16 protein-coding genes and 1 pseudogene are annotated in these 18,545 nt (G+C 54.5%); 2 read left to right on the top strand and 15 right to left on the bottom strand.

All coding sequences use genetic code 11. The features are described from left to right. Positions 1-425 precede the first annotated feature (425 nt). Positions 426-1,499, top strand: coding sequence for a hypothetical protein (locus DWW51_RS03760; protein ID WP_117773576.1), 1,074 nt, complete (start codon positions 426-428; stop codon positions 1,497-1,499). Between the two features lie 33 nt (positions 1,500-1,532). Then, entirely contained in the window at positions 1,533-1,949 is a 417-nt protein-coding gene (locus DWW51_RS03765) for a hypothetical protein (RefSeq protein ID WP_117773577.1), read from the top strand. Positions 1,950-2,950: 1,001 nt separating this feature from the next. Here the strand turns inward: DWW51_RS03765 and DWW51_RS10475 are convergent. The 15 genes and pseudogenes from DWW51_RS10475 to thrS form a co-directional block, all read right to left on the bottom strand. Beyond that, positions 2,951-3,055 (bottom strand): annotated as a pseudogene (locus DWW51_RS10475) (DapH/DapD/GlmU-related protein); the annotation flags it as partial. 348 nt (positions 3,056-3,403) lie between these two features. Then, on the bottom strand, positions 3,404-4,558 hold the full coding sequence (locus DWW51_RS03780) for a Coenzyme F420 hydrogenase/dehydrogenase, beta subunit C-terminal domain (protein ID WP_117773580.1): 1,155 nt from the start codon (positions 4,556-4,558) through the stop codon (positions 3,404-3,406). Then, positions 4,539-5,882: an O-antigen ligase gene (locus DWW51_RS03785; RefSeq protein WP_117773581.1), complete on the bottom strand. Its 1,344-nt coding sequence runs from the start codon at positions 5,880-5,882 to the stop codon at positions 4,539-4,541. Before DWW51_RS03785 ends, DWW51_RS03780 begins: the two co-directional genes overlap by 20 nt. A 1-nt stretch (position 5,883) precedes the next feature. After that, complete coding sequence (locus DWW51_RS03790; RefSeq protein WP_117773582.1) at positions 5,884-7,374, bottom strand: lipopolysaccharide biosynthesis protein; 1,491 nt, start codon at positions 7,372-7,374, stop codon at positions 5,884-5,886. Positions 7,375-7,390: 16 nt separating this feature from the next. After that, on the bottom strand, positions 7,391-8,476 hold the full coding sequence (locus DWW51_RS03795; protein WP_158549245.1) for a polysaccharide pyruvyl transferase family protein: 1,086 nt from the start codon (positions 8,474-8,476) through the stop codon (positions 7,391-7,393). A 30-nt stretch (positions 8,477-8,506) separates the two neighbouring features. Then, a complete protein-coding gene (locus DWW51_RS03800; protein WP_197032159.1) occupies positions 8,507-9,037 on the bottom strand; it encodes a serine O-acetyltransferase in 531 nt (176 codons plus the stop codon). Position 9,038: 1 nt separating this feature from the next. Next, positions 9,039-9,839, bottom strand: a complete 801-nt coding sequence (locus DWW51_RS03805) for a glycosyltransferase family 32 protein (RefSeq protein WP_117773583.1) — start codon at positions 9,837-9,839, stop codon at positions 9,039-9,041. Positions 9,840-9,918: 79 nt separating this feature from the next. After that, positions 9,919-10,974 carry a glycosyltransferase family 4 protein gene (locus DWW51_RS03810; RefSeq protein ID WP_117773584.1) on the bottom strand — a complete coding sequence of 352 codons (1,056 nt, stop codon included), beginning with the start codon at positions 10,972-10,974 and terminating at the stop codon, positions 9,919-9,921. Continuing rightward, positions 10,967-11,920 (bottom strand): ATP-grasp fold amidoligase family protein, encoded by a 954-nt coding sequence (locus DWW51_RS03815; protein ID WP_117773585.1) that lies wholly within the window; start codon positions 11,918-11,920, stop codon positions 10,967-10,969. The genes DWW51_RS03810 and DWW51_RS03815 overlap by 8 nt, the downstream gene beginning before the upstream one ends. After that, complete coding sequence (gene wecB / locus DWW51_RS03820; protein ID WP_117773586.1) at positions 11,920-13,017, bottom strand: non-hydrolyzing UDP-N-acetylglucosamine 2-epimerase; 1,098 nt, start codon at positions 13,015-13,017, stop codon at positions 11,920-11,922. Before wecB ends, DWW51_RS03815 begins: the two co-directional genes overlap by 1 nt. A 29-nt stretch (positions 13,018-13,046) precedes the next feature. Further along, the gene (locus DWW51_RS03825; RefSeq protein WP_117773587.1) at positions 13,047-14,264 is read right to left on the bottom strand and encodes a nucleotide sugar dehydrogenase; all 1,218 of its coding nucleotides are present in this window, start codon (positions 14,262-14,264) and stop codon (positions 13,047-13,049) included. Between the two features lie 2 nt (positions 14,265-14,266). Then, complete coding sequence (locus tag DWW51_RS03830) at positions 14,267-15,019, bottom strand: WecB/TagA/CpsF family glycosyltransferase (protein ID WP_231501565.1); 753 nt, start codon at positions 15,017-15,019, stop codon at positions 14,267-14,269. Continuing rightward, a complete protein-coding gene (locus DWW51_RS03835; protein WP_231501566.1) occupies positions 15,019-15,753 on the bottom strand; it encodes a sugar transferase in 735 nt (244 codons plus the stop codon). Before DWW51_RS03835 ends, DWW51_RS03830 begins: the two co-directional genes overlap by 1 nt. A gap of 102 nt (positions 15,754-15,855) precedes the next feature. Next, positions 15,856-16,446, bottom strand: coding sequence for a hypothetical protein (locus DWW51_RS03840; protein ID WP_117773590.1), 591 nt, complete (start codon positions 16,444-16,446; stop codon positions 15,856-15,858). A 326-nt stretch (positions 16,447-16,772) separates the two neighbouring features. Then, on the bottom strand, positions 16,773-18,536 hold the full coding sequence (thrS, locus tag DWW51_RS03845) for a threonine--tRNA ligase (RefSeq protein WP_117773591.1): 1,764 nt from the start codon (positions 18,534-18,536) through the stop codon (positions 16,773-16,775). Positions 18,537-18,545: the final 9 nt, after the last annotated feature.

The raw sequence follows: 18,545 nt of genomic DNA on the forward strand, positions 1-18,545 counted from the left end.
TGATTGGTTATTGAGCGTTGGTCAAAATGGTTGTTTTTACAGTAGCGCTAACAGCCGGTCCCCCGCACATAAGCCGATCACCCCGGAAGCGGTTCGATCCGAAGCCGTTGAGGCGAACCTCAGGTCCCTTTTCTGCGAGCGCCCAGGGCGCCACACGCGTGCACAGACTGTCGGTTCGACGTAGAAGCCTCAGCCGTAGCAACGGATTGCCCAGCGAGAGATCGCCACGGGCGGATATTAAACTGCAAAGACGAGCGTCGGTAAGACACGCCGAGGTCGCCGCGGACGGGTTGATATAGGGAGAGGGCCTGACCCCATATCGTTGGGGCCAGGCCCGATTTTGCCTCTTGACAATGTCCTGCTCATATTAAATGCCGGTACGCTTGCAGAATCGTACCTGTTCCGATTACAGAAAAGGGGCCGTCATGCGTAAGCCTGCCTCCTGCGTCCTTTCCATCGCGCTCTCGCTCGTAATGACGGTTGGTTTTATCCCGTCACCCGCGCTTGCCGAAATCGCCAGTGCGCCAGAACCCGCCGCGCAAAGCGCCGGCAAACCTAACGAGAGCCCAGCCGAAACCACGTCGGGCCAAGCCCGGGCAAACGATCAAATCAGCGCCGCCTCCGGCACCAATGTAACGGCCAACGCAACGCAGCCGATCGACGCCAGCATGTTCAGTATCGAGGACACCGACATTCGCTACACGGGCAATCCCGTGATGCCCACCGTCACGTCGTCGACCGTGCCGAGCGACCAGTACACTGTCGCCTACGAGAACAACGTAGCCATCGGTCAGGCGACCGCCGTTGTGACCGCCGACGACCAGAACTACAGCGGCACCTGCGCGATCCCATTTGAAATCAAACCGGCGAACGCGGCCGCGAACTACCAGCACAGCACCACCGCGCAAAGCGGCGACATCACGCTCACCGTCCAATGGAACGACCCGAGGCTCGGCCAGGAGACCACGTTCCATGTGACTGCGACGGGCGGAAGCGGTGCGTACCAATTCCGCATGGACGCACCGACGTATATGGATCCCGACGGTAGCAGCGAAAGCGTTGCCGACCCCAGCCGTAACCAGTGGCAGCAATACACCGGCGAATGCACATCGCACGACTACCAGTTCGAAATGACCGCTAGCGGCACCTATTACCTGCGCTTTTACCTGATGGATAAGGCGGCCGGCGTGTACTATCTGCGCTCAAACGTGTTTGCGAGCGCGAACGACGACGCCTATCCGGCGGTCAGCGCCATCGTGAAGTCCGCAGTCGACAAATGCAGCGCCGATACCGACGGGTCCGACTACGCCCGCGCCCTGTGGCTCCACGACTGGACGCTCGACCAGCTGGAGTACGACCACAGCCTCAACTGGTGCTCGGCCGAAAGCGGCCTCACGCGCCACCAGGGCACCTGCGAGAGCTACCAGCGCATCTACTCCAAGCTCCTTGACGCCGCGGGCATCGCCAACGGCCGCATCACCGGCAACGGCCACACCTGAAACGCCGTAAAGATCGACGGCAAATGGTGCCAGATGGACCTAACCTGGGACGACACCAGCGACAACTGGTACGGAGACCTGGACCAGCGCCATCTGTACTTTGGCCTGACCGACGAGCTCATGGCAATCGCCCACTCCGACCACGCGGCAAACTACAAGAAGGACGGCTACGCCTACCGATCGACCGACCTGTCCAACAATTACTTTATGCGAAATGGCAAGGCCGATGAATGGGCAGAGAAATATGCCGACCGCATTCAACAGCACCTGGACGCCAAAGAAGAGAGCTTTTCCATTGATGCTGACAACCAGTCTTTCCCGCCTAGTATCTCGGGAATTCAGAATGGGATTGTTGCTTATGCGATGAATCAAATAGACCGGAAGACCGCTGGAAACAAAGACTATCTATCTGCCGAGTCGAAGGTCGAGATGACGTCGAGCAGCAGCTGAACCGCGGCAGGGGCTCGACACCTGCTCGGTGGATGCCGTCCCCCAGGCGGTGAAGGTGAGGGGGATCCAGCCCGAGGGGATGTAGGAATGCGATAGGAAAGTCATAGATGCGGGCGTGCTGGCTAAAATGGGTCGGCCGGGATTGGTCAATCTCGGCCGACTATATTTGGCTAAATTATTCCATCGCTAACACAGAAAGCTCGCTGATGTTTACTGGTGTTTCCGAAAACCCCAACAAATATGCGCGGCATGCTAGCCCGGTGCTTCTTTTGGACCCTATCGCCTGCTCCCAGAGAGGCTCCGCTACGCCCCCCCATCGCCCACCATGTGCAATCGCGCGCATGTCCATGGCAAACGCACCAATACCCATGGCGGTCATCGCAGAAGCCATGCGGCCTCAAGCAACAGCCGCGCAACAGGCACAAACTAAGACAGCAATAAGCGATACTGACAAGGCCGAAGGGACCACAAGCTCAAACACCACCGACTCAAGTGATTCCGCAGTAGATGTCAAAAGAGACAACAACGCCGCCCCCGTCAGCGCGACCAGCGCAACCGACAGCACCATCCCCCATTAGCTTCCTCATCGAGCAGCGCGCTGGGCGCCTCCTCGATGGTCTTCCTCGGAGGAGTCTTCATTTCCTTGCACAGCAGTTCCTCGTCGACCGTACGATGTTCGCAAATTCGGCACGTATCCCATTCGTCTGTGATTCGCTGCTTAGCCGCCAGAGACCACATGACAGAGCGCGGACCGTGCTCCGTCATGTGGTTGTCAATTTCCAAAAAACTTGACGTTACCAGTGATGCGGTTTCAAACCGGTAAAAAAGGGGTATCGACCCAAGCCGATACCCCTAATGCAAGCACGCTTTAATCCAATTAAGCCATTATCAATACTGCTTTATCGGATCAGCGTACATCGTGAATTGAAAGCCAATCCAGCAACCTATCGAAGCTCTCTGTAAACTAGATCCCGTTTTTCGTGAAATAGCATATTCGCGGGTACATCTTTAGAAACAACGCTATTCGCAGCGATGACCGCATTATCGCCAATGGCTACACCTTTAAGCACCACGACATTCGCGCCAAGCCAGACGTTGTCGCCAATATGCACGGGCGCTGTCGTAGTCGACTGGTCCCGATACATGATCCCATCCTGCGACATACCGTGGTCGAAGTCATACACATGGACGTTTGGACCAAATAGGCAGCCTCTACCAATCTCAATTCGTTCATGAGCAATTAGGACGCAACCGTAATTGAAAGACGTTCGTTCACCGACGCTAATAAAGCCTTTATCCGATACGCGACAATAAAACGGTCGCCTGAAAGCCTTCGTCATGGTTATCTGGCCAGGGAATCTTCCTGCAAGAAACGCCAACTTACCCCGGACATAAATCCAGGTCGCCACATGCTCAACAAAGTCCATTAAATTCAAGAGAAACGCCCCTAGTAACTATTTCCTTTTAATAAGCTGTTTCACAAGAGTCTTGAGAGATTTCACGAAGCCGTAGGCGCCAACAAACCGAGCAGTGCCCTCGAACCCCTTATGCTCATAAGCCTTCCAGAAACCATCAACGTTACCCTGCGGAGAGGACGACCTCTCCAGCATCGGATTACCGGGCAGCACCTCTTCAAGAGATATATCTGTTACGCCGGGCTCAAATACACCAGATGCGACAATACGCTCGGCTAGCTCACTATTAACCATAACAACAGAAAGTCCCTTATGATCATTAAAACCTTTGCGAACTCGATCGACGCCAAGAAAATCAGCAAGAGTAAAGTCGGAAACCCTGTTGACGTCGGTATAGGCGCAGTTATAACAGCTGGAATTTAAAGCGTTATTGCTATAGAACACATCTCGCCAAGTATTAGATTCAATCGTGTCATAGAGAGCAGTGCCGTCGTCCAAGAGAGCCTTCTCGACATGGACTCCCCAACCTCTGTCCTTGGGGCGATGAAAAAATTTGATGACCTTCTTTCCGGACTTTTTTTCCAAAAAGGAAATGTATTCGCGGAACATACGGTTACTAGGTGTGCCATGGCAAATTAAATCGCAGGTAACCAACTGTCCGGAATAGTTTTTCTTAGACAGAAAACTCCTAAGACCCGCAATTTGGCATGGGGTTCCGCTGTAGAGCACGTCAAGACCTTGTTTCAAGTCGTTATATGCTTCGACATATGAAGAGCCAACGAAGCCCTGTGAGTATTTTGAGCCTCGACAAGATTGCGCGTCGTCAACAGAGGCACAACGCCGCTGAACAACGCGGAAATCTTCATCGAAGCAAGCGCCGTAAACGACGCCGCCATTATTTAGGACGTAAGTAGCCAAGGTCCAAAACGCGGCACCCGAGGAACTTTTTGCGCGTTCGGCGTCGTCAGCCTGATAAGCCAATACCCGACGAGAGTTCATCTTCAGATCGTCGCTCGTCAAACCATTAGCCGGACATACCCTCTGGCACAAACCGCACTCAACACATTTTGATTCGTCAATCTTCGGACGGTAAAACCCATGAGAGTCTTCTACAATCTGAATCGCCGATCGAGGACACACAGACAGACACGCAGAGCACCCGGTACAGCGTTGACTATCTTTGCAGATATCCATGGAATCCCTCCCTATCGTTAAGAATCATCTTGTCTGAGCCGCAAATAGCAAACGCCGCCACACATGAAATGAAATACGGTATGTAGCACTGCGGATCGTATAAAGGGTTGCCTGAAAAGCAATAAATTAGAAAGAAAATCTGAACACCCAAACAGGCCCACAAGCAAAAGGAGTCCCCATAAGGACCTTCCTCTAAAAGAGATTCAGATCGATGCATGGCTGCAAGGATGGAGAGAAACGCAGGCACAACAAAAGCCGCAAGGCCAATCACACCCGTCTCGGCAAGCAACTGAAGGTATACGTTGTGAGCACTCATCGACGAAAAGCCAAGATTGCTGTACATTGCACCAAGGGAGGTAGTGGCAACATACTTGGAATAAGTCCCCCAACCACAACCAAGTAAGGGTTTTGCATAAAACATACTCCAAGCGCAATCGTACAAATAACTTCTGCCATTGCCCGTTTCATCATCTGAAAGCTCAATAAACCTCTCAAGAGTCGCCTGAACAGCGGGAACAAACGTAGCAAGAACGCCGACAGCTATTACAGCGATTGCAGCAACAACCAAGGTCTTGAGCATCGTCCCGGTAAGCTTCTTTCTATTTACGAACAGATACGAGATGACGATAGCAGCAACGGATGCAACCAAAGGACCCCGCTTAGTAGTCAGAAAAAGCGCAAGCAAGAGCATCAGGCTCAGCATCAAATCTTTAATCCGAACCTTTTCCCTGCTACCAGCAAGACCACAGGCCCAAGAGACGAGACCCAAACTCAAATAAATCGAATTAGTGCTGTAGTGCGCCGTGAAGCCAGAGCGATAGTCCCTAGCCATATAGCTACCTGAAAAGAAGGCAGATTTAACTGGCAGATAAAGTGCGGGGACTAGCCAGAAGACGATGGTGCAGAACGCATGAAATGCTGCAAAGGCGACAAGAACCCTAAGGCATGAAGTGACCCAGGATCGCTCGCCTGCCGCAACATACATGCACAGAAATAGAAGCGTATAAACTACGAGCAGGGTTAAATTAGCCACACCGTATATCAAACTATGAATAGAGAACAGCACAAAGAAAGGTGCCCAAGCCAGCTCAAGGCCAAATCTTTTGCAAGCAAATCTTCTGTTAGTCACAAAATGCAGGAGAAACGCCGTAGCAGATAGCAGGAGGCAGACATCGAGTGCAAGCGCAGAAGCAGCGAGCGATTGGCAGAAAAAGGCGTAAAAGAGCAGTGGAATGAACACCATGGACCCATCATTTAGGGAAAAGCGTCGCTCTAACTCAGAGCAAGACTCAACACCGGCCCTAGACGCGCTGAAATAATTCATCCTATTTAATCCTCATAAAACGACCAATAATCGAACTATAGCTAGGCCTGTCGAAGAAATAGAGCGTCGCGCATGCGGCGACTGCGCCCCAAATGACAAGACCGATGGCGACCGCAATCCATCCTGTCCAACTACCAGCGAAGCAAGACAGTAGATAGCCAGGCATGGCCACGAGAACGGTCTGTAATACATACACGCCAAACGACCAAAACGAACTCGAAAGAGAGTCCTTCGAGATTTTACGAGGCTCGTAGAGCAAAAGGTCAATCACGCGGTATAGATTGGATACGCAGGACGCAGCAATTGTGCCGACGACCCCAAAACGCATTGTGAGTGGGATACCCAAGACGATAATGATTGCAGCCTGCAAGCAGGTCTGCGCCCTAGTCTCACGGTACATGCCAGTAGCAATTACAAGTAGGCCCTGGGACGACTTGCCATGATAGAGAAAAACATTTAGGACGACGAGGAAACCGAGCAGGACATTGTGGTAATTTGCATCGTGAAACCCGCCTGCATACAAATCAACAAACGGCATAATCAATGAAAAAGCACATCCGCATGCCACAGCGGAGACTGCGTACACAAGCGCTCGATATGGCTTATAGGAAGACCGAAGACCCTCGTAGTCTCCCTCAGCAATCTGTCGACCAAAGAGCGCCTGAAGCCCTGTACCAAGGACATTCGGAATCATCTGTAGCCCCGTAGATACGAGCATATAAACAGCAAGAACGCTAACTTCACTCATGCTCCCACAGAGGAAGGTCGCCAAAAAAACGGGCGCGCCCGACTGAACGGCTCCCAAGATTTGGAGAAACAACGCATCCCATCTCTGGGGTAGCTGATAGTCACCGTAATCAACCTTGCAATTGAGCTTCGGATAATGGCGGCGTGTATACAGAGCGAGAATCAGGCTGCGCGCAAAAACCGCAGAGAGAGCCAACGCATAGACAGCGACAACAGGAGCATGGAGATAGGCAAACAAGAAAATGACGGCCGTGTTAACCAGCGTGAAGACCGTCGATGCGAGTTGAATGAGCCAGTTCTTTTGATCGGCGGTAAGGAAAACTTGGTACTTGGCGAGGGAAAAGAAATCCACGACGATCTTGGCACCCAACAGGAAGGTAAGCACCATGATCTCCCAAGGCGCAAGCGAACCTACCGAGACAAATATGGGATAAACGACCGAAAGGCCAACCAGCAAGACAAGAAACAACATGCCCGACTTCTGATAAAAGACCTTCGAGGCCGAAGCCACGACGTTAATCCCATCCCAGTCGCCCTTAGCAATAGGCTTATATAGAGCGAAGGTCGCCGCACCAGAAATACCAGCTTCGACAAGTGCGAAATAACCAATAAACTGAGTTAGAGAGGTCACCAGACCGTTAACCTCGGATCCATATACGCCAATAATCGCCCTTGGGACGAGGAAGCCGGCAACGATAGCGGTCAACTGGTAGACCAAGTTCCAAAAAGTATTCTTTGCAAACATAAGCCAGAAACGACACCTACAATCCAATGCAGCGAGCGATAAAGGCACGCGCTGTATCACGGTCATGTGAGAGGGTCTGGTTTGCATGACCATAGTCAACAGCCGAAGTAACGACCTCGTCTCGATACAGACAACCCTCAATTCCATAACGTGCGAGCAGGTCTGTAATCCTGACGTTACTCTGAACGGCGGAGTCCGACGTTTTAACGACAAACGACTTATTGAAATTCATGGAGAAGCAGGCGCCGTGGAAGGAGTCCGTGCAAACAAACGACGCCTCACTAACAAGCTTCAAGAAAGCAGCCGGACCGATACCCCTCACGTTAATCATGCCGGGGAATTTCTTCGTGTTGTAATGAATGCAGACGACAGGAACGCCGAGCTCGCTGGCGATCTTCCTAGCTCGATCCACGAGTTTTTGCTCAGAGTTAAGCGTATAAAGCAGAACATAGGATTGAGGTATCGTATCCAAGCCGTCATCTGAGGCTAACGCCGACCAGTCATCGCCCGTAAGAAGCAGGGTCGGATCAGGCATAAATACAGATTCGAGCCCCATCTCGCTAAGGACCTCCATAGAGCTCGGTTCCCTAACGGAAAGACCAGTGAACTTTGCCAGCCTGTCGGCCGCGCCTTCATCGCATGCCAAAATGGATTCCGCCGTCGCATCTCCCAGACTGGCAGCATAAGACGCGACCTTTGTAACTTCAGCGATGCCTTCACCCAAGAAGACTGGGTCATGCCCATTAACCCGAGGATTGAAAACCTGATCGCTGCCAATGAGGACGCAGTCGAGGCTCTTGGCTCTATCAATAAGAGCTTGCTTATCCAGCTTTCCCGTAGGGCTTAGATTGCGCTTAGCAAATCGACTGAACGAATTAAGCCTCTGGCGCTCAAAACCCCTGCGAAGGAAATAGCGAACGGCATCCGAAGGATTGAACGAGAAGCACGTACCCAACTCTCGATCATCGAGTTCCTTATTGCTGTAATTGAGCACTTCGCAGTCGCAGCCCAACGACATCACGGTCCTGCGCAGAGCACATGCTTGTAGCGAAGCACCATAATTTACGGTATTCGAAAATGTGAGGATGCCTATGCGTTTCAATATCTTACCGCCTAACTATTCGCAAGCTCGTTAAACCAAATTGATGATGTAACCTTCAGTAGCGTTATCGGTTTCGATAATCTTGCACGGGTTGCCAATGACTATCGAATGATCGGGAATATCCTGGTTAACAAAGGTATTGGAGGCAATAAAGACATCATTTCCAATGGTCACATTACCTGCAACCGTCGAGTTAATACCGAGATATACGCGGTCACCAATCGTAGGGACGCCCTTTCTATGGCCACGGTTTTCTTGGCCGATGGTGCATCCCTTATGGATGTTCACGTTACGGCCGAACTTCGCGCCGGCGTTTACAGTAATGCCGTAAGGGTGACCAATGTAGAAGCCTTCACCAATTTGAGTTGATGGCGAAATCTCGAGTCCACACTTCCTGGAAAGATGTTTCCTCGGAAGCGTGAAGAGGAGTTTTCGCAAACCCCCTGCCTGACACATCCTTAGATAGAAAACATAGCGGTAGCCAAAATCACCTAATAACCGGCCGAGCTTTACGCCTTGCGTACCGAAATAGTGATAAGTATCTTTAGCGAATACGTCCACTCTAACTTCTCTCTCCTCTAGCAATCTTTTCGCGAACAACGCCAAAGATTCTCTTAGTTCCTACAACCAAGCCACCGTCACTAAGCTCCATGAGAATTCGACCCAAAATCTGCGAAAGCCTTCGCCCAATGAAAGGGGAACACTTACGCACAACCTTCCGCTTGATGCGATATTTGGGCTCAACCCAGCTTCCCGAAGAGCGATGGATGCTGTAGGTTTCACGCTTGATGTGATAACCGCCGAAACCGTAAACGGGGTTGAACGCTTTGGAGTCCAAGGCAAGCCAGCCACCGAAATGCTGCTCTTTATTCACGCGTTCAAAGCCGATTTTTTGAAGCTCAGCAGTGAATACCTCATTCACCGTGATCTTGTCGAGAAAATCAGGATCACAGGAGAACTCCATCGACTCATATCGTTCCACGCATGCGCGAATTACAGGGTCATGAGGCTCAACAGCAACAATCAAGCCGGTGGTGGCAGTCAACGAGGATTCTTCGATTGCAGTGAAAGGAATGCTTTCCATGAGAGGCGATATGTCTCGTATGAGCTCGCTGCCGATATCCATATAGATGCCGCCGTACTCATACAAGACCTTAAAGCGAGCGTAGTCCGACACAAATGCCCAGAGGCCCGCCGCATACGCGCCCCTTGACCAAGAGCATGATGCGAAGTCGAAGTTATCCTCATTCCACTGCTTGACCTCAAACCCAGGCGCAAACTTCTCCCACGAAGCCAAGGACCTCACAGCGGTCTCAGAGAGCGGATTGCCTCCGAACCAGCAGTAATGAATAGTCTTATCCATCGTCACGCTCCTAAATGTGCAACTTGGAAATAAGAAACGGAGTCTGACGGGTCTCCAATATCGCCCAAGAAAGCGAGTCTCACCGGCAAATATCTTCGTAAACCATGCCAAGCCGGTTCATAAACGCCGTAAGGGAAAAGGCATCTTTTATGCGAGCTCGTCCCTGAATTCCAATCATTTCCTTGTAAGAGATATCGCTCATGAGATTCTCGAGCTTAGTGGCCAACGCATCAACATCATCAACTGGAAACATAATTCCGTCTACGCCGTCGGTAATGACTTGTGGAATACCCCCGACAGGAGTCGCAATGGTAGCAAGTCCGTACGACATTGCCTCAAGCACACTCATAGGCATGCCCTCATTCTTCGAAGGAAGGCAGAACATGCTACTGTTGCGAAAGGCTTCGTCTTTTTTTTCACCTTTAGCCCAGCCTATAAAGCTGCACCTGTCACCAATTCCAAGTTCATCCGCCAGTTGTTCATATGCTGGCACATCCCCGTCTCCGCCAAAGACAAAACGCGCATCGGGATGAGTCTTAAGAACGCGCTTAGCAGCGCGCAAAAGTAAATCCGGACTCTTGCGCGCATCAAGACGCCCCATGAACAAAACCGTATTGCACGAATAATCAATAGCGTTAACCTCAGGAACGTCAACGGCGTTATGCACCACCACGATACGATCCAAGGAACAGATGTGCCTTTTTAGAAGGAATTCCTTCCACTCCTCCGACAGAACGACCACCTTTGAGCAACATTCAAAGGAATGCGAGATATCGCGTCTCTCAGCCTCGCTACATTCTTCGTCAAACCAAACACCGAACTCGCTACCATGCAGATGGAGAAGAACGGGTTTGTTTCGAAAGAAGGCCGCCCTCATGAAGATCTTTTTTCGGCGATAGCTGCCACGAGACGCCATATGCACATGTACGAGATCGCACGCGTTGAGCCTACTGAGATATTTCATATAAGCCACAAGGGCAATGGAGAGCTTCTTGAACTTCCCGCCCTCAGCAGTTGTCGAAATGAATTCTATTGAACCTTCGTTACGATTCGACCACTTCATAATGTTGTTTTCGGCCGTGGAGATGCCACCCATAGCATCAAGACTCGGGCCAATCATCAACACTTTAGGCATTATCAGCACCTAAAGATCTTTTAGAAGAAGGGCAAGACCAATCGCAGTACTTTTCTAAATGGGAAACAGTTGGCAAAACAAACAAATCGCCAAGCTCTCGGTCAAGTCTATCGGGTTGCTCCTCTAGTGCATAGAAGGGATCGTATCCGCCTCCGGTATAGAAAGTCATCTCGCCAAAGTAAGGTTTACCGCTAATGTTGTACCAGTCAACCCGCACGTGAGGGAAACCATCAGAGAGTTTCTCGGAAAGCTCAAGCATAAGTTCGTAGTTCTCGGGCTTTACAGTAGGCTCATGCTCAGATACCTCATGGTCGATATCGCCACGCTGCTCCCATTCAGTAGAAAAGTACTGCATTTCATGATTAGTGAAACGATCGGCGTCCGTCTGAACAAGAGCTGCCTTACCGTCAAAACAATAGAATTTGTAATCAGTCGGAGTCGCTCTTCCAGGTTCATCAAGAAATGCTTCCGCCACAATGCGAGGCGTGATACCGAGATAAGCCCACTCCCTGCCCTGCCAATACCAGTTTCTATGCAAGGCAACATTCAGACGTTTCTTGGCCTCAACAAAATCAAAATTCGACTTATCCGTGCAAACAAATGTGCTCTGCGAGTCGTGAGTACATTTAAGCACAAACTTCTCCGGCAATTTATCGAGATCGATCTCTTCAGCTGCATTGAAAACACCGAAAAGTGGCACAAGATACTCGGACCCGATACGTTGTTCGACGAAAGAGCGCACGCCATATTTATCTGCGAGCTGAGTCAAAACTGGATTATGGTAGTTAAGCTTGTACCACTGCAGCTTCTCATTGAATGTCTTAGGACACTCGAAATCAGGCTCGTAATGAAGTTTGGCTTTGAAGTAGAGACGCATATATGCCTCATCAGGAATGAAGCGCAGGTTGTTTTTAAGAGAAAGAGTAAACCTCTTTTTTAGCTTCACTATTTACCTCCAATAACGTCCGCAATTCGCTCACTCGCATGTCCGTCACCGTAAGGATTCGACGCATGACTCATGACCTCGTACTCGGCCTGATCGCTGAGCAGGCGGCTGAACTCGCGGTAGATCACGTCCTCCTCGGTGCCGACGAGCTTCAGCGTGCCGGCCGCCACGCCCTCGGGGCGCTCCGTGGTGTCGCGCATGACGAGCACCGGCTTGCCCAGACTCGGGGCCTCCTCCTGGATACCGCCGGAATCGGTGAGGATGAGGTGGCTCGCGGCCATGAAGTTGTGGAAATCGAGCACCTCGAGCGGGTCGATGATGTGCAGGCGGTCGAAGCCGTCGAGCTCCTCGTGGGCGGCCTTGCGGACGAGCGGGTTCATGTGGATGGGGTAGATTGCCTTTGTGTCCGGATGCTCCTCCATCACGCGGCGGATGGCGCGGAACATGCGGTGCATGGGCTCACCCAAGTTCTCGCGGCGATGCGCCGTGATGAGGATGAGGCGGGAGCCCTCAGCCCAATCGAGCTCGGGGTGGGAGTAGCCCTCGCGCACGGTAGTGCGCAGTGCGTCGATGCCGGTGTTGCCGGTGACCCAGATCCCGGACTCGAGCTTGCCCTCGCCGAGCAGGTTCTGCTTGCTCGCCTCCGTGGGCGCGAAGTAGTACTCGCTCACGATGTCGACCGCCTGGCGGTTGAACTCCTCCGGCCAGGGGCTGTAGATGTCATGCGTGCGCAGGCCGGCCTCCACATGCCCCACGGGGATCTGCAGGTAGAAACACGCGAGCGCCGCGGCGAAGCTGGTCGTGGTGTCGCCGTGGACCAGGACCACGTCGGGCGTCTCGTCCTCGAGGACGGCCTTGAGCTTAAGCAGCACGTCGCACGTCACGTCGAACAGCGTCTGGCCCGGCTTCATGATCGCCAGGTCGTGGTCGGGAGTCACATCGAAGACGCGCAGAACCTGGTCCAGCATCTCGCGGTGCTGGCCGGTCACAGTCACAACGGTCTCGAACTCATCCGTACGCGCCTTGAGCTCGTTGACGAGCGGGCACATCTTGATTGCCTCCGGGCGGGTGCCGAAGACGAGCATTACCTTCTTCAAAACGATTTCTCCTGAAGAGTCACATGGTCTTACAGCTTGTAGACGTTCTCTCCGTCGCCGCAGACGTTGCGCGGGTCGATGAGGACGCGCTCGCCGAAGATGCCGGGGTTGTCCGTGACCTGGGAGTGGCCGACCATCACGATCACCATCTCCAGGCCTTCAAGGAACTCATCCATAGAGTGGACCTGGCCGGGAACCTCGTCGCGCTCGACCCACGGGTCGTAGACCTTGACGGAGCCGGCGCAGAGGTGCTCGGACATGGACTCGAGCATCTGCAGCGTCGGGGACTCGCGGACGTCGTCGACGTTCTCCTTGTAGGTGAGGCCGTAGATGCCGACCTTCGAGGCGTCCGTGATGCCGCGCTCGACCATGACCTCGTGGGCCCGGTGCATGACGTACTCGGGCATGGAGGCGTTTGTCTGCAGGGCGAGGCGGATGAAGTTGGCCGTCTCGGGGTAGTCGCCGACTAGGAACCACGGGTCGACCGGGATGCAGTGGCCGCCGACGCCCGGGCCGGGGTTGAGGATGTTCACGCGCGGGTGCTTGTTGGCGATGCGGATGACCTCGGCGACGTCCATGCCGCCGATGCGGCAGATCTTGGCGAGCTCGTTGGAGAAGGCGATGTTCACCGCGCGGAAGGTGTTCTCGACGACCTTGGTCATCTCGGCGGTGCGGATGTCGGTGACGGAGATCTCGCCCTGGCAGAAGCTGGCGTAGACCTTCGCCACGGCCTCGCCCACCTCGGGGTCGTCGGCGCCGATGGTGCGGTTGTTGTGCAGCAGCTCGTAGACCATGTTGCCCGGGATGATGCGCTCGGGGGCGTGGACGAGCCTGACGTCCTCGCGGCCGGCCTCTGTGAGCAGCGGGCGAACGAAGCGGTCGATGGTGTTGGGCGAGACGGTGGACTCGACGACGAGCACGGCGCCCTCGGGCGCGACCTCGAGGACGGTCTTGCAGGCCGCCACGACGTAGCACGGGTCGATCTTCTTGTCGAGCTTGTCGTAGGGAGTGGGGACCGAGACGATGTAGGTGTCGCAGACCTGGTAGTCGGTGGAGAACTTGATTCCGGACTTCAGGGCGTCGGCGAACAGCTCGTCCAGGCCCTCCTCCTTGAAGGTGGTCTTGCCGGCGTTGAGCGTGGCGACGAGCTCCTCGTTGTAGTCCGTGCCCACGACCTCCACGCCGTGGGATGCCATCATGAGGGCGGTGGGCAGGCCGATGTAGCCGAGACCGATAACGTTAACCATTGCTATTCACCTTTCTTAGCGAACTTGTATTCATACGTGAGGGCGACGAATTTTAGGTTGCCGATGATGTAGCGTTTCCACAGCCTTCCGGGCTCCTGGATGAAGCGGTAGAACCACTCCAGGCCGTGCTTCTGCATCCACGTCGGAGCTCGGTCGGTTACGCCGGCAACAACATCGAAGCTGCCGCCGACGCCCATGACGAAGGGGATTCCGATCTGGTCGATGTACTTGTGGACCCAGTACTCTTTCTTGGGAGAGGAGAAAGCGACGAACATCATGTCGGCTCCCGAGGCGGCCATATCGGATACGATCTGGGGCTCGTCCGCCTCGGTGAAGTAGCCGTTGCGATACCCTGCGATCTGGATGCCCGGGTACCTGTCCTCGAAAATCGCTTTGACCTTGGTGACCACTTCTTCCTTCGCCCCGAAGAGGTAGATGCGGTAGCCCTTCTCGGACGCCAGCCCGACAAGCCTCTGGAACAGGTCGATGCCCGTGACGCGTTCCCCGAGAGGAACCCCCAGCTTTTTCGCCGCCCAGACGATCGAGGCGCCGTCGGCGTTGATCAGGGGGCATTCGTTGACGATTGACGCGAGCTCGGGATCCGCCTCCATCAGGTTGACCTTGGAGGCGTTGATTACGACATGCTGGGTCGGTACGCCCCTCGCGATGATCTTCTCGATTTCATCCACCGTCTCGTCAAGCGAGATGGCGTTTACATACGTGTTCAGAATTGGATAACGATTGCCGGCTGACACTAGCACGCCCCGCTTCCCGTAATTACCTCGACGACAGTGAGTAGAACGATCTTGAGATCCGTGATGACGCCGCGCCTGGCTATGTACTCAAGGTCGCGCTGGACCATTCCGTCGAAACCCGTTGAATTGCGGTCGGTCACCTGCCACCAGCCGGTGATGCCGGGCTTGACGGCCAGACGCTGCAGATCAAATTCTGTGTACTCGGCCACCTCGTTAGGCAGCGGCGGGCGCGGGCCCACGACGGACATCTGCCCCAGGAACACGTTGACGAACTGCGGAAACTCGTCGATGGAATGCTTGCGGATGAACCTGCCGATCTTGGTGACGCGGGGGTCCTCCCTCATCTTGAACATGGCGCCGGCGATCTCGTTCTGCCCCTTGAGCTCGGCGAGGCGCTCGTCGGCGTCCCTGTACATGCTGCGGAACTTCCACATGCGGAAGGTGGACAGGCTGCCGTCGCGGTGGGTCTGGCCCACGCGAATTTGACTGTAGAACGGGTTGCCCTCGCTCTCCAGGCGGATTGCCGCGGCAAGCACCAGACTCGGCACGGCAATGACGGCCAGCACGCAGCCGCTGAACACGATGTCGAACGCGCGCTTGACGGCACGGTAGGCCAGGCGCGAGTTGTCCCAGTCCATGATGGATTGCACAGCCTTATATCGACCGGTGCATTCACGCTGGTCCATAGTCTGAGCAATCAGCGCTGCCCCCGCGGGCGCATTGCTCTCTGTCACTTCTTTATTAGCAGCCACAATAAAACTTACGTTCCTGTCCCCAGGAACCCCCCCCCATCTATGAATCCAAAAACCAAGTAATTTGCTAGTGCAACGTCTCCCCTACGTCTTGCTGGGAACGTCCAGCGCAAGCAACTCCCTAAAAGCGGAGTCACCTTCGCCCACGTCTACCAGGCACCAGCGCTTATGACGGTCGATCTTCTTTACACGGGCCTCTTGCCCCACCAAGGGACCCTGCTCTATGTGCAACACGCCATCTTCTATGCGCGCGACGCTGTTGCGCACCACGCCGTCGTCGTCCAGCACGCTGCGATACCAGTCCTGCGCATCGTCCGGCATGGGCATGTACGCCCGCTCCCTACTGCCGGCGATACGGCAGCCAAAGCTCAACTGGGCCAGGGCCCTATCGAGCGCAGCGGCATCGTGCGTGGCGACGAAGAAGTATTCCTTGTACATAGGTTTGGTTTGGAGCGACCAAGAGCCGTCCCGCTTAAACCAGAACTCCTTTTGCATCACAAAAGCGTCCTGCATAAGCTCGTGTGGGATAATGCAGCGGACCTTTTCGCAGGTCTCACGCTCTTTACCGTTGGGGGTGTGGACCAGATACCAGCGGACGCGGCCGTGCTGGCTGTTGGTGGTGGCGCCGTTAAATGCGCCAGGCAGCTGCTCTTGGCGCCGTGTCGTCTGTTCCATGTTCTCGCCCCCTCTTTTGGCTTTGCGATGCACGCAAATGCAGGGGCGTTTAGAACAGGCTTCTCGCTCGCAGCTAGGCGCAATCGCAAAAGTACAGGTTTTTATAGAGGGGTATGGAGATGTACCTACTAGCAGTACATTTTGCGTAATCTGGGCAAACGCTGATTAATTGCTCGTATAATATCGTCTGTCGAAAGATACAAAAACCTGTACCTTTTTGTGCAACAAAAAAGCCGCAGTATCAGCGGCTTTTTCTCGTTAGGGCATGAAAAAAGGCGACCGCCCTTTGTGGACGGTCGCCTTCGTTAATTGTTGTGAAGTTTGCCTTAGGCGCGAGTCTTGATCTCCTCAAGCACCTTCGCAACAAACTCGTCGACGCTCATCTGAACGGTCTCGTTGGAGCGATCGCGGACGGAGATGTTGCCGGCCTCGACCTCCTTCTCGCCCAGGATGAGCATGTAGGGCACGCGGTCGATGCTGCGGGCCTCGCGGATCTTGTAGCCGATCTTCTCGTCGCGGTCGTCGCAGACCACGCGGATGCCGGCCTCCTCAAGCTTGGCGCACACCTCGTGGGCGTAGTCGCGGCTCTTCTCAGAGACGGGAAGCGCCTTGACCTGCACGGGAGCCAGCCAGGTGGGGAACTTGCCAGCAAAGTGCTCAATCAGAATACCGATAAAGCGCTCGATGGAGCCAAAGCATACGCGGTGCAGCATGATGGGGCGCTTCTTGGTGCCGTCGGCGTCCACGTACTCCAGGTCAAAGTTGAGCGGCATCTGGAAGTCGAGCTGCACGGTACCGCACTGCCAGGTACGGCCGAGCGAGTCCTCCAGGTGGAAGTCGATCTTGGGACCGTAGAAGGCGCCGTCGCCCTCGTTGACCTCGTAGTCCATGCCCAGCTTCTCCAGAGCGGTGCGCAGGCCCTCCTCGGCGCGAGCCCAGTCCTCGTCAGAACCCATGGAGTCCTCGGGGCGGGTGGAAAGCTCAACATGGTACTTAAAGCCAAACTTCTGGTACACGGAGTCGATGAGGTTAACCACACCGACGATCTCGTCGGTCAGCTGGTCGGGACGCACAAACAGGTGGGCGTCGTCCTGGTTAAAGCAGCGCACGCGGAACAGGCCGTGCAGGGCGCCACGCAGCTCGTGGCGGTGCACCAGGCCAATCTCGCCGGCGCGGATGGGCAGCTCGCGATAGGAGTGCGGCTTGGAGGCGTACACCAGCACGCCGCCCGGGCAGTTCATGGGCTTAATGCAGTACTCTTCGTCGTCGATGACGGTGGAGTACATGTTGTCCTTGTAGTGGTCCCAGTGGCCCGAGGTCTTCCACAGCTGCTTGTTCATGATGAGCGGCGTGGAAATCTCCACGTAGCCCGCCTTGTGGTGGATCTCGCGCCAGTAGTCAAGCAGCGTGTTCTTAAGGACCATGCCGTTGGGCAGGAAGAACGGGAAGCCGGGGGCCTCGTCGCGCATCATAAAGAGGTCCATCTCGCGGCCGATCTTGCGGTGGTCGCGCTTCTTGGCCTCCTCCAACATGTGCATGTGCTCGTCGAGCTCTTCCTTGGTGGCAAAGGCGACGCCGTTGATGCGGGTGAGCATCTTGTTGTCCTTGTCGCCCTTCCAGTAGGCGCCCGAGACGCCGGTGAGCTTAAAGGCCTTCAGCGCCTTGGTGTAGCAGATGTGGGGGCCGACGCACATGTCGATGTAGTCGCCCTGCTGGTAGAAGGTGATGCGGGCGTCGTCGTCCAGGTCGCCGATATGCTCGACCTTGTACTTCTCGCCGCGCTCCTCCATAAGGGCGATGGCCTCGGCACGGGGCTTCTCGTACACGGTGAACTTGAGGTTCTCCTTGACGATCTTCTTCATCTCGGCCTCGATCGCAGGGAAGTCGTCCTCGCTGATCTTGACGCCCTCGGGCAGGTCGACGTCGTAGTAGAAGCCGTTGTCGGTCGCGGGGCCGTAGGCAAAGTCGGCCTGAGGGTACAGGCGCTTGATGGCCTGCGCCATGATGTGCGCGGCGGAGTGGCGGATGACGTGCGTGACCTCGTCCTGCGGGAGCTCGGCCACCGAACCGTCATTGTAGAGTGCCTTCATGGGTATGTT

The sequence above is a fragment of the Collinsella sp. AF15-51 genome (assembly GCF_003462845.1).
Lineage (GTDB): Bacteria > Actinomycetota > Coriobacteriia > Coriobacteriales > Coriobacteriaceae > Collinsella.

Excerpts from the sequence above, each read along its gene's own strand:
- DWW51_RS03840 (WP_117773590.1), bottom strand. The coding sequence starts at position 16,446 with ATGGAACAGACGACACGGCGCCAAGAGCAGCTGCCTGGCGCATTTAAC.
- thrS (WP_117773591.1), bottom strand. The coding sequence starts at position 18,536 with ATGAAGGCACTCTACAATGACGGTTCGGTGGCCGAGCTCCCGCAGGAC.
- DWW51_RS03790 (WP_117773582.1), bottom strand. The coding sequence starts at position 7,374 with ATGTTTGCAAAGAATACTTTTTGGAACTTGGTCTACCAGTTGACCGCT.
- DWW51_RS03785 (WP_117773581.1), bottom strand. The coding sequence starts at position 5,882 with ATGAATTATTTCAGCGCGTCTAGGGCCGGTGTTGAGTCTTGCTCTGAG.
- DWW51_RS03765 (WP_117773577.1), top strand. The coding sequence starts at position 1,533 with ATGGACCTAACCTGGGACGACACCAGCGACAACTGGTACGGAGACCTG.
- DWW51_RS03760 (WP_117773576.1), top strand. The coding sequence starts at position 426 with ATGCGTAAGCCTGCCTCCTGCGTCCTTTCCATCGCGCTCTCGCTCGTA.
- DWW51_RS03805 (WP_117773583.1), bottom strand. The coding sequence starts at position 9,839 with ATGGATAAGACTATTCATTACTGCTGGTTCGGAGGCAATCCGCTCTCT.
- DWW51_RS03825 (WP_117773587.1), bottom strand. The coding sequence starts at position 14,264 with ATGGTTAACGTTATCGGTCTCGGCTACATCGGCCTGCCCACCGCCCTC.
- DWW51_RS03780 (WP_117773580.1), bottom strand. The coding sequence starts at position 4,558 with ATGGATATCTGCAAAGATAGTCAACGCTGTACCGGGTGCTCTGCGTGT.
- DWW51_RS03810 (WP_117773584.1), bottom strand. The coding sequence starts at position 10,974 with ATGCCTAAAGTGTTGATGATTGGCCCGAGTCTTGATGCTATGGGTGGC.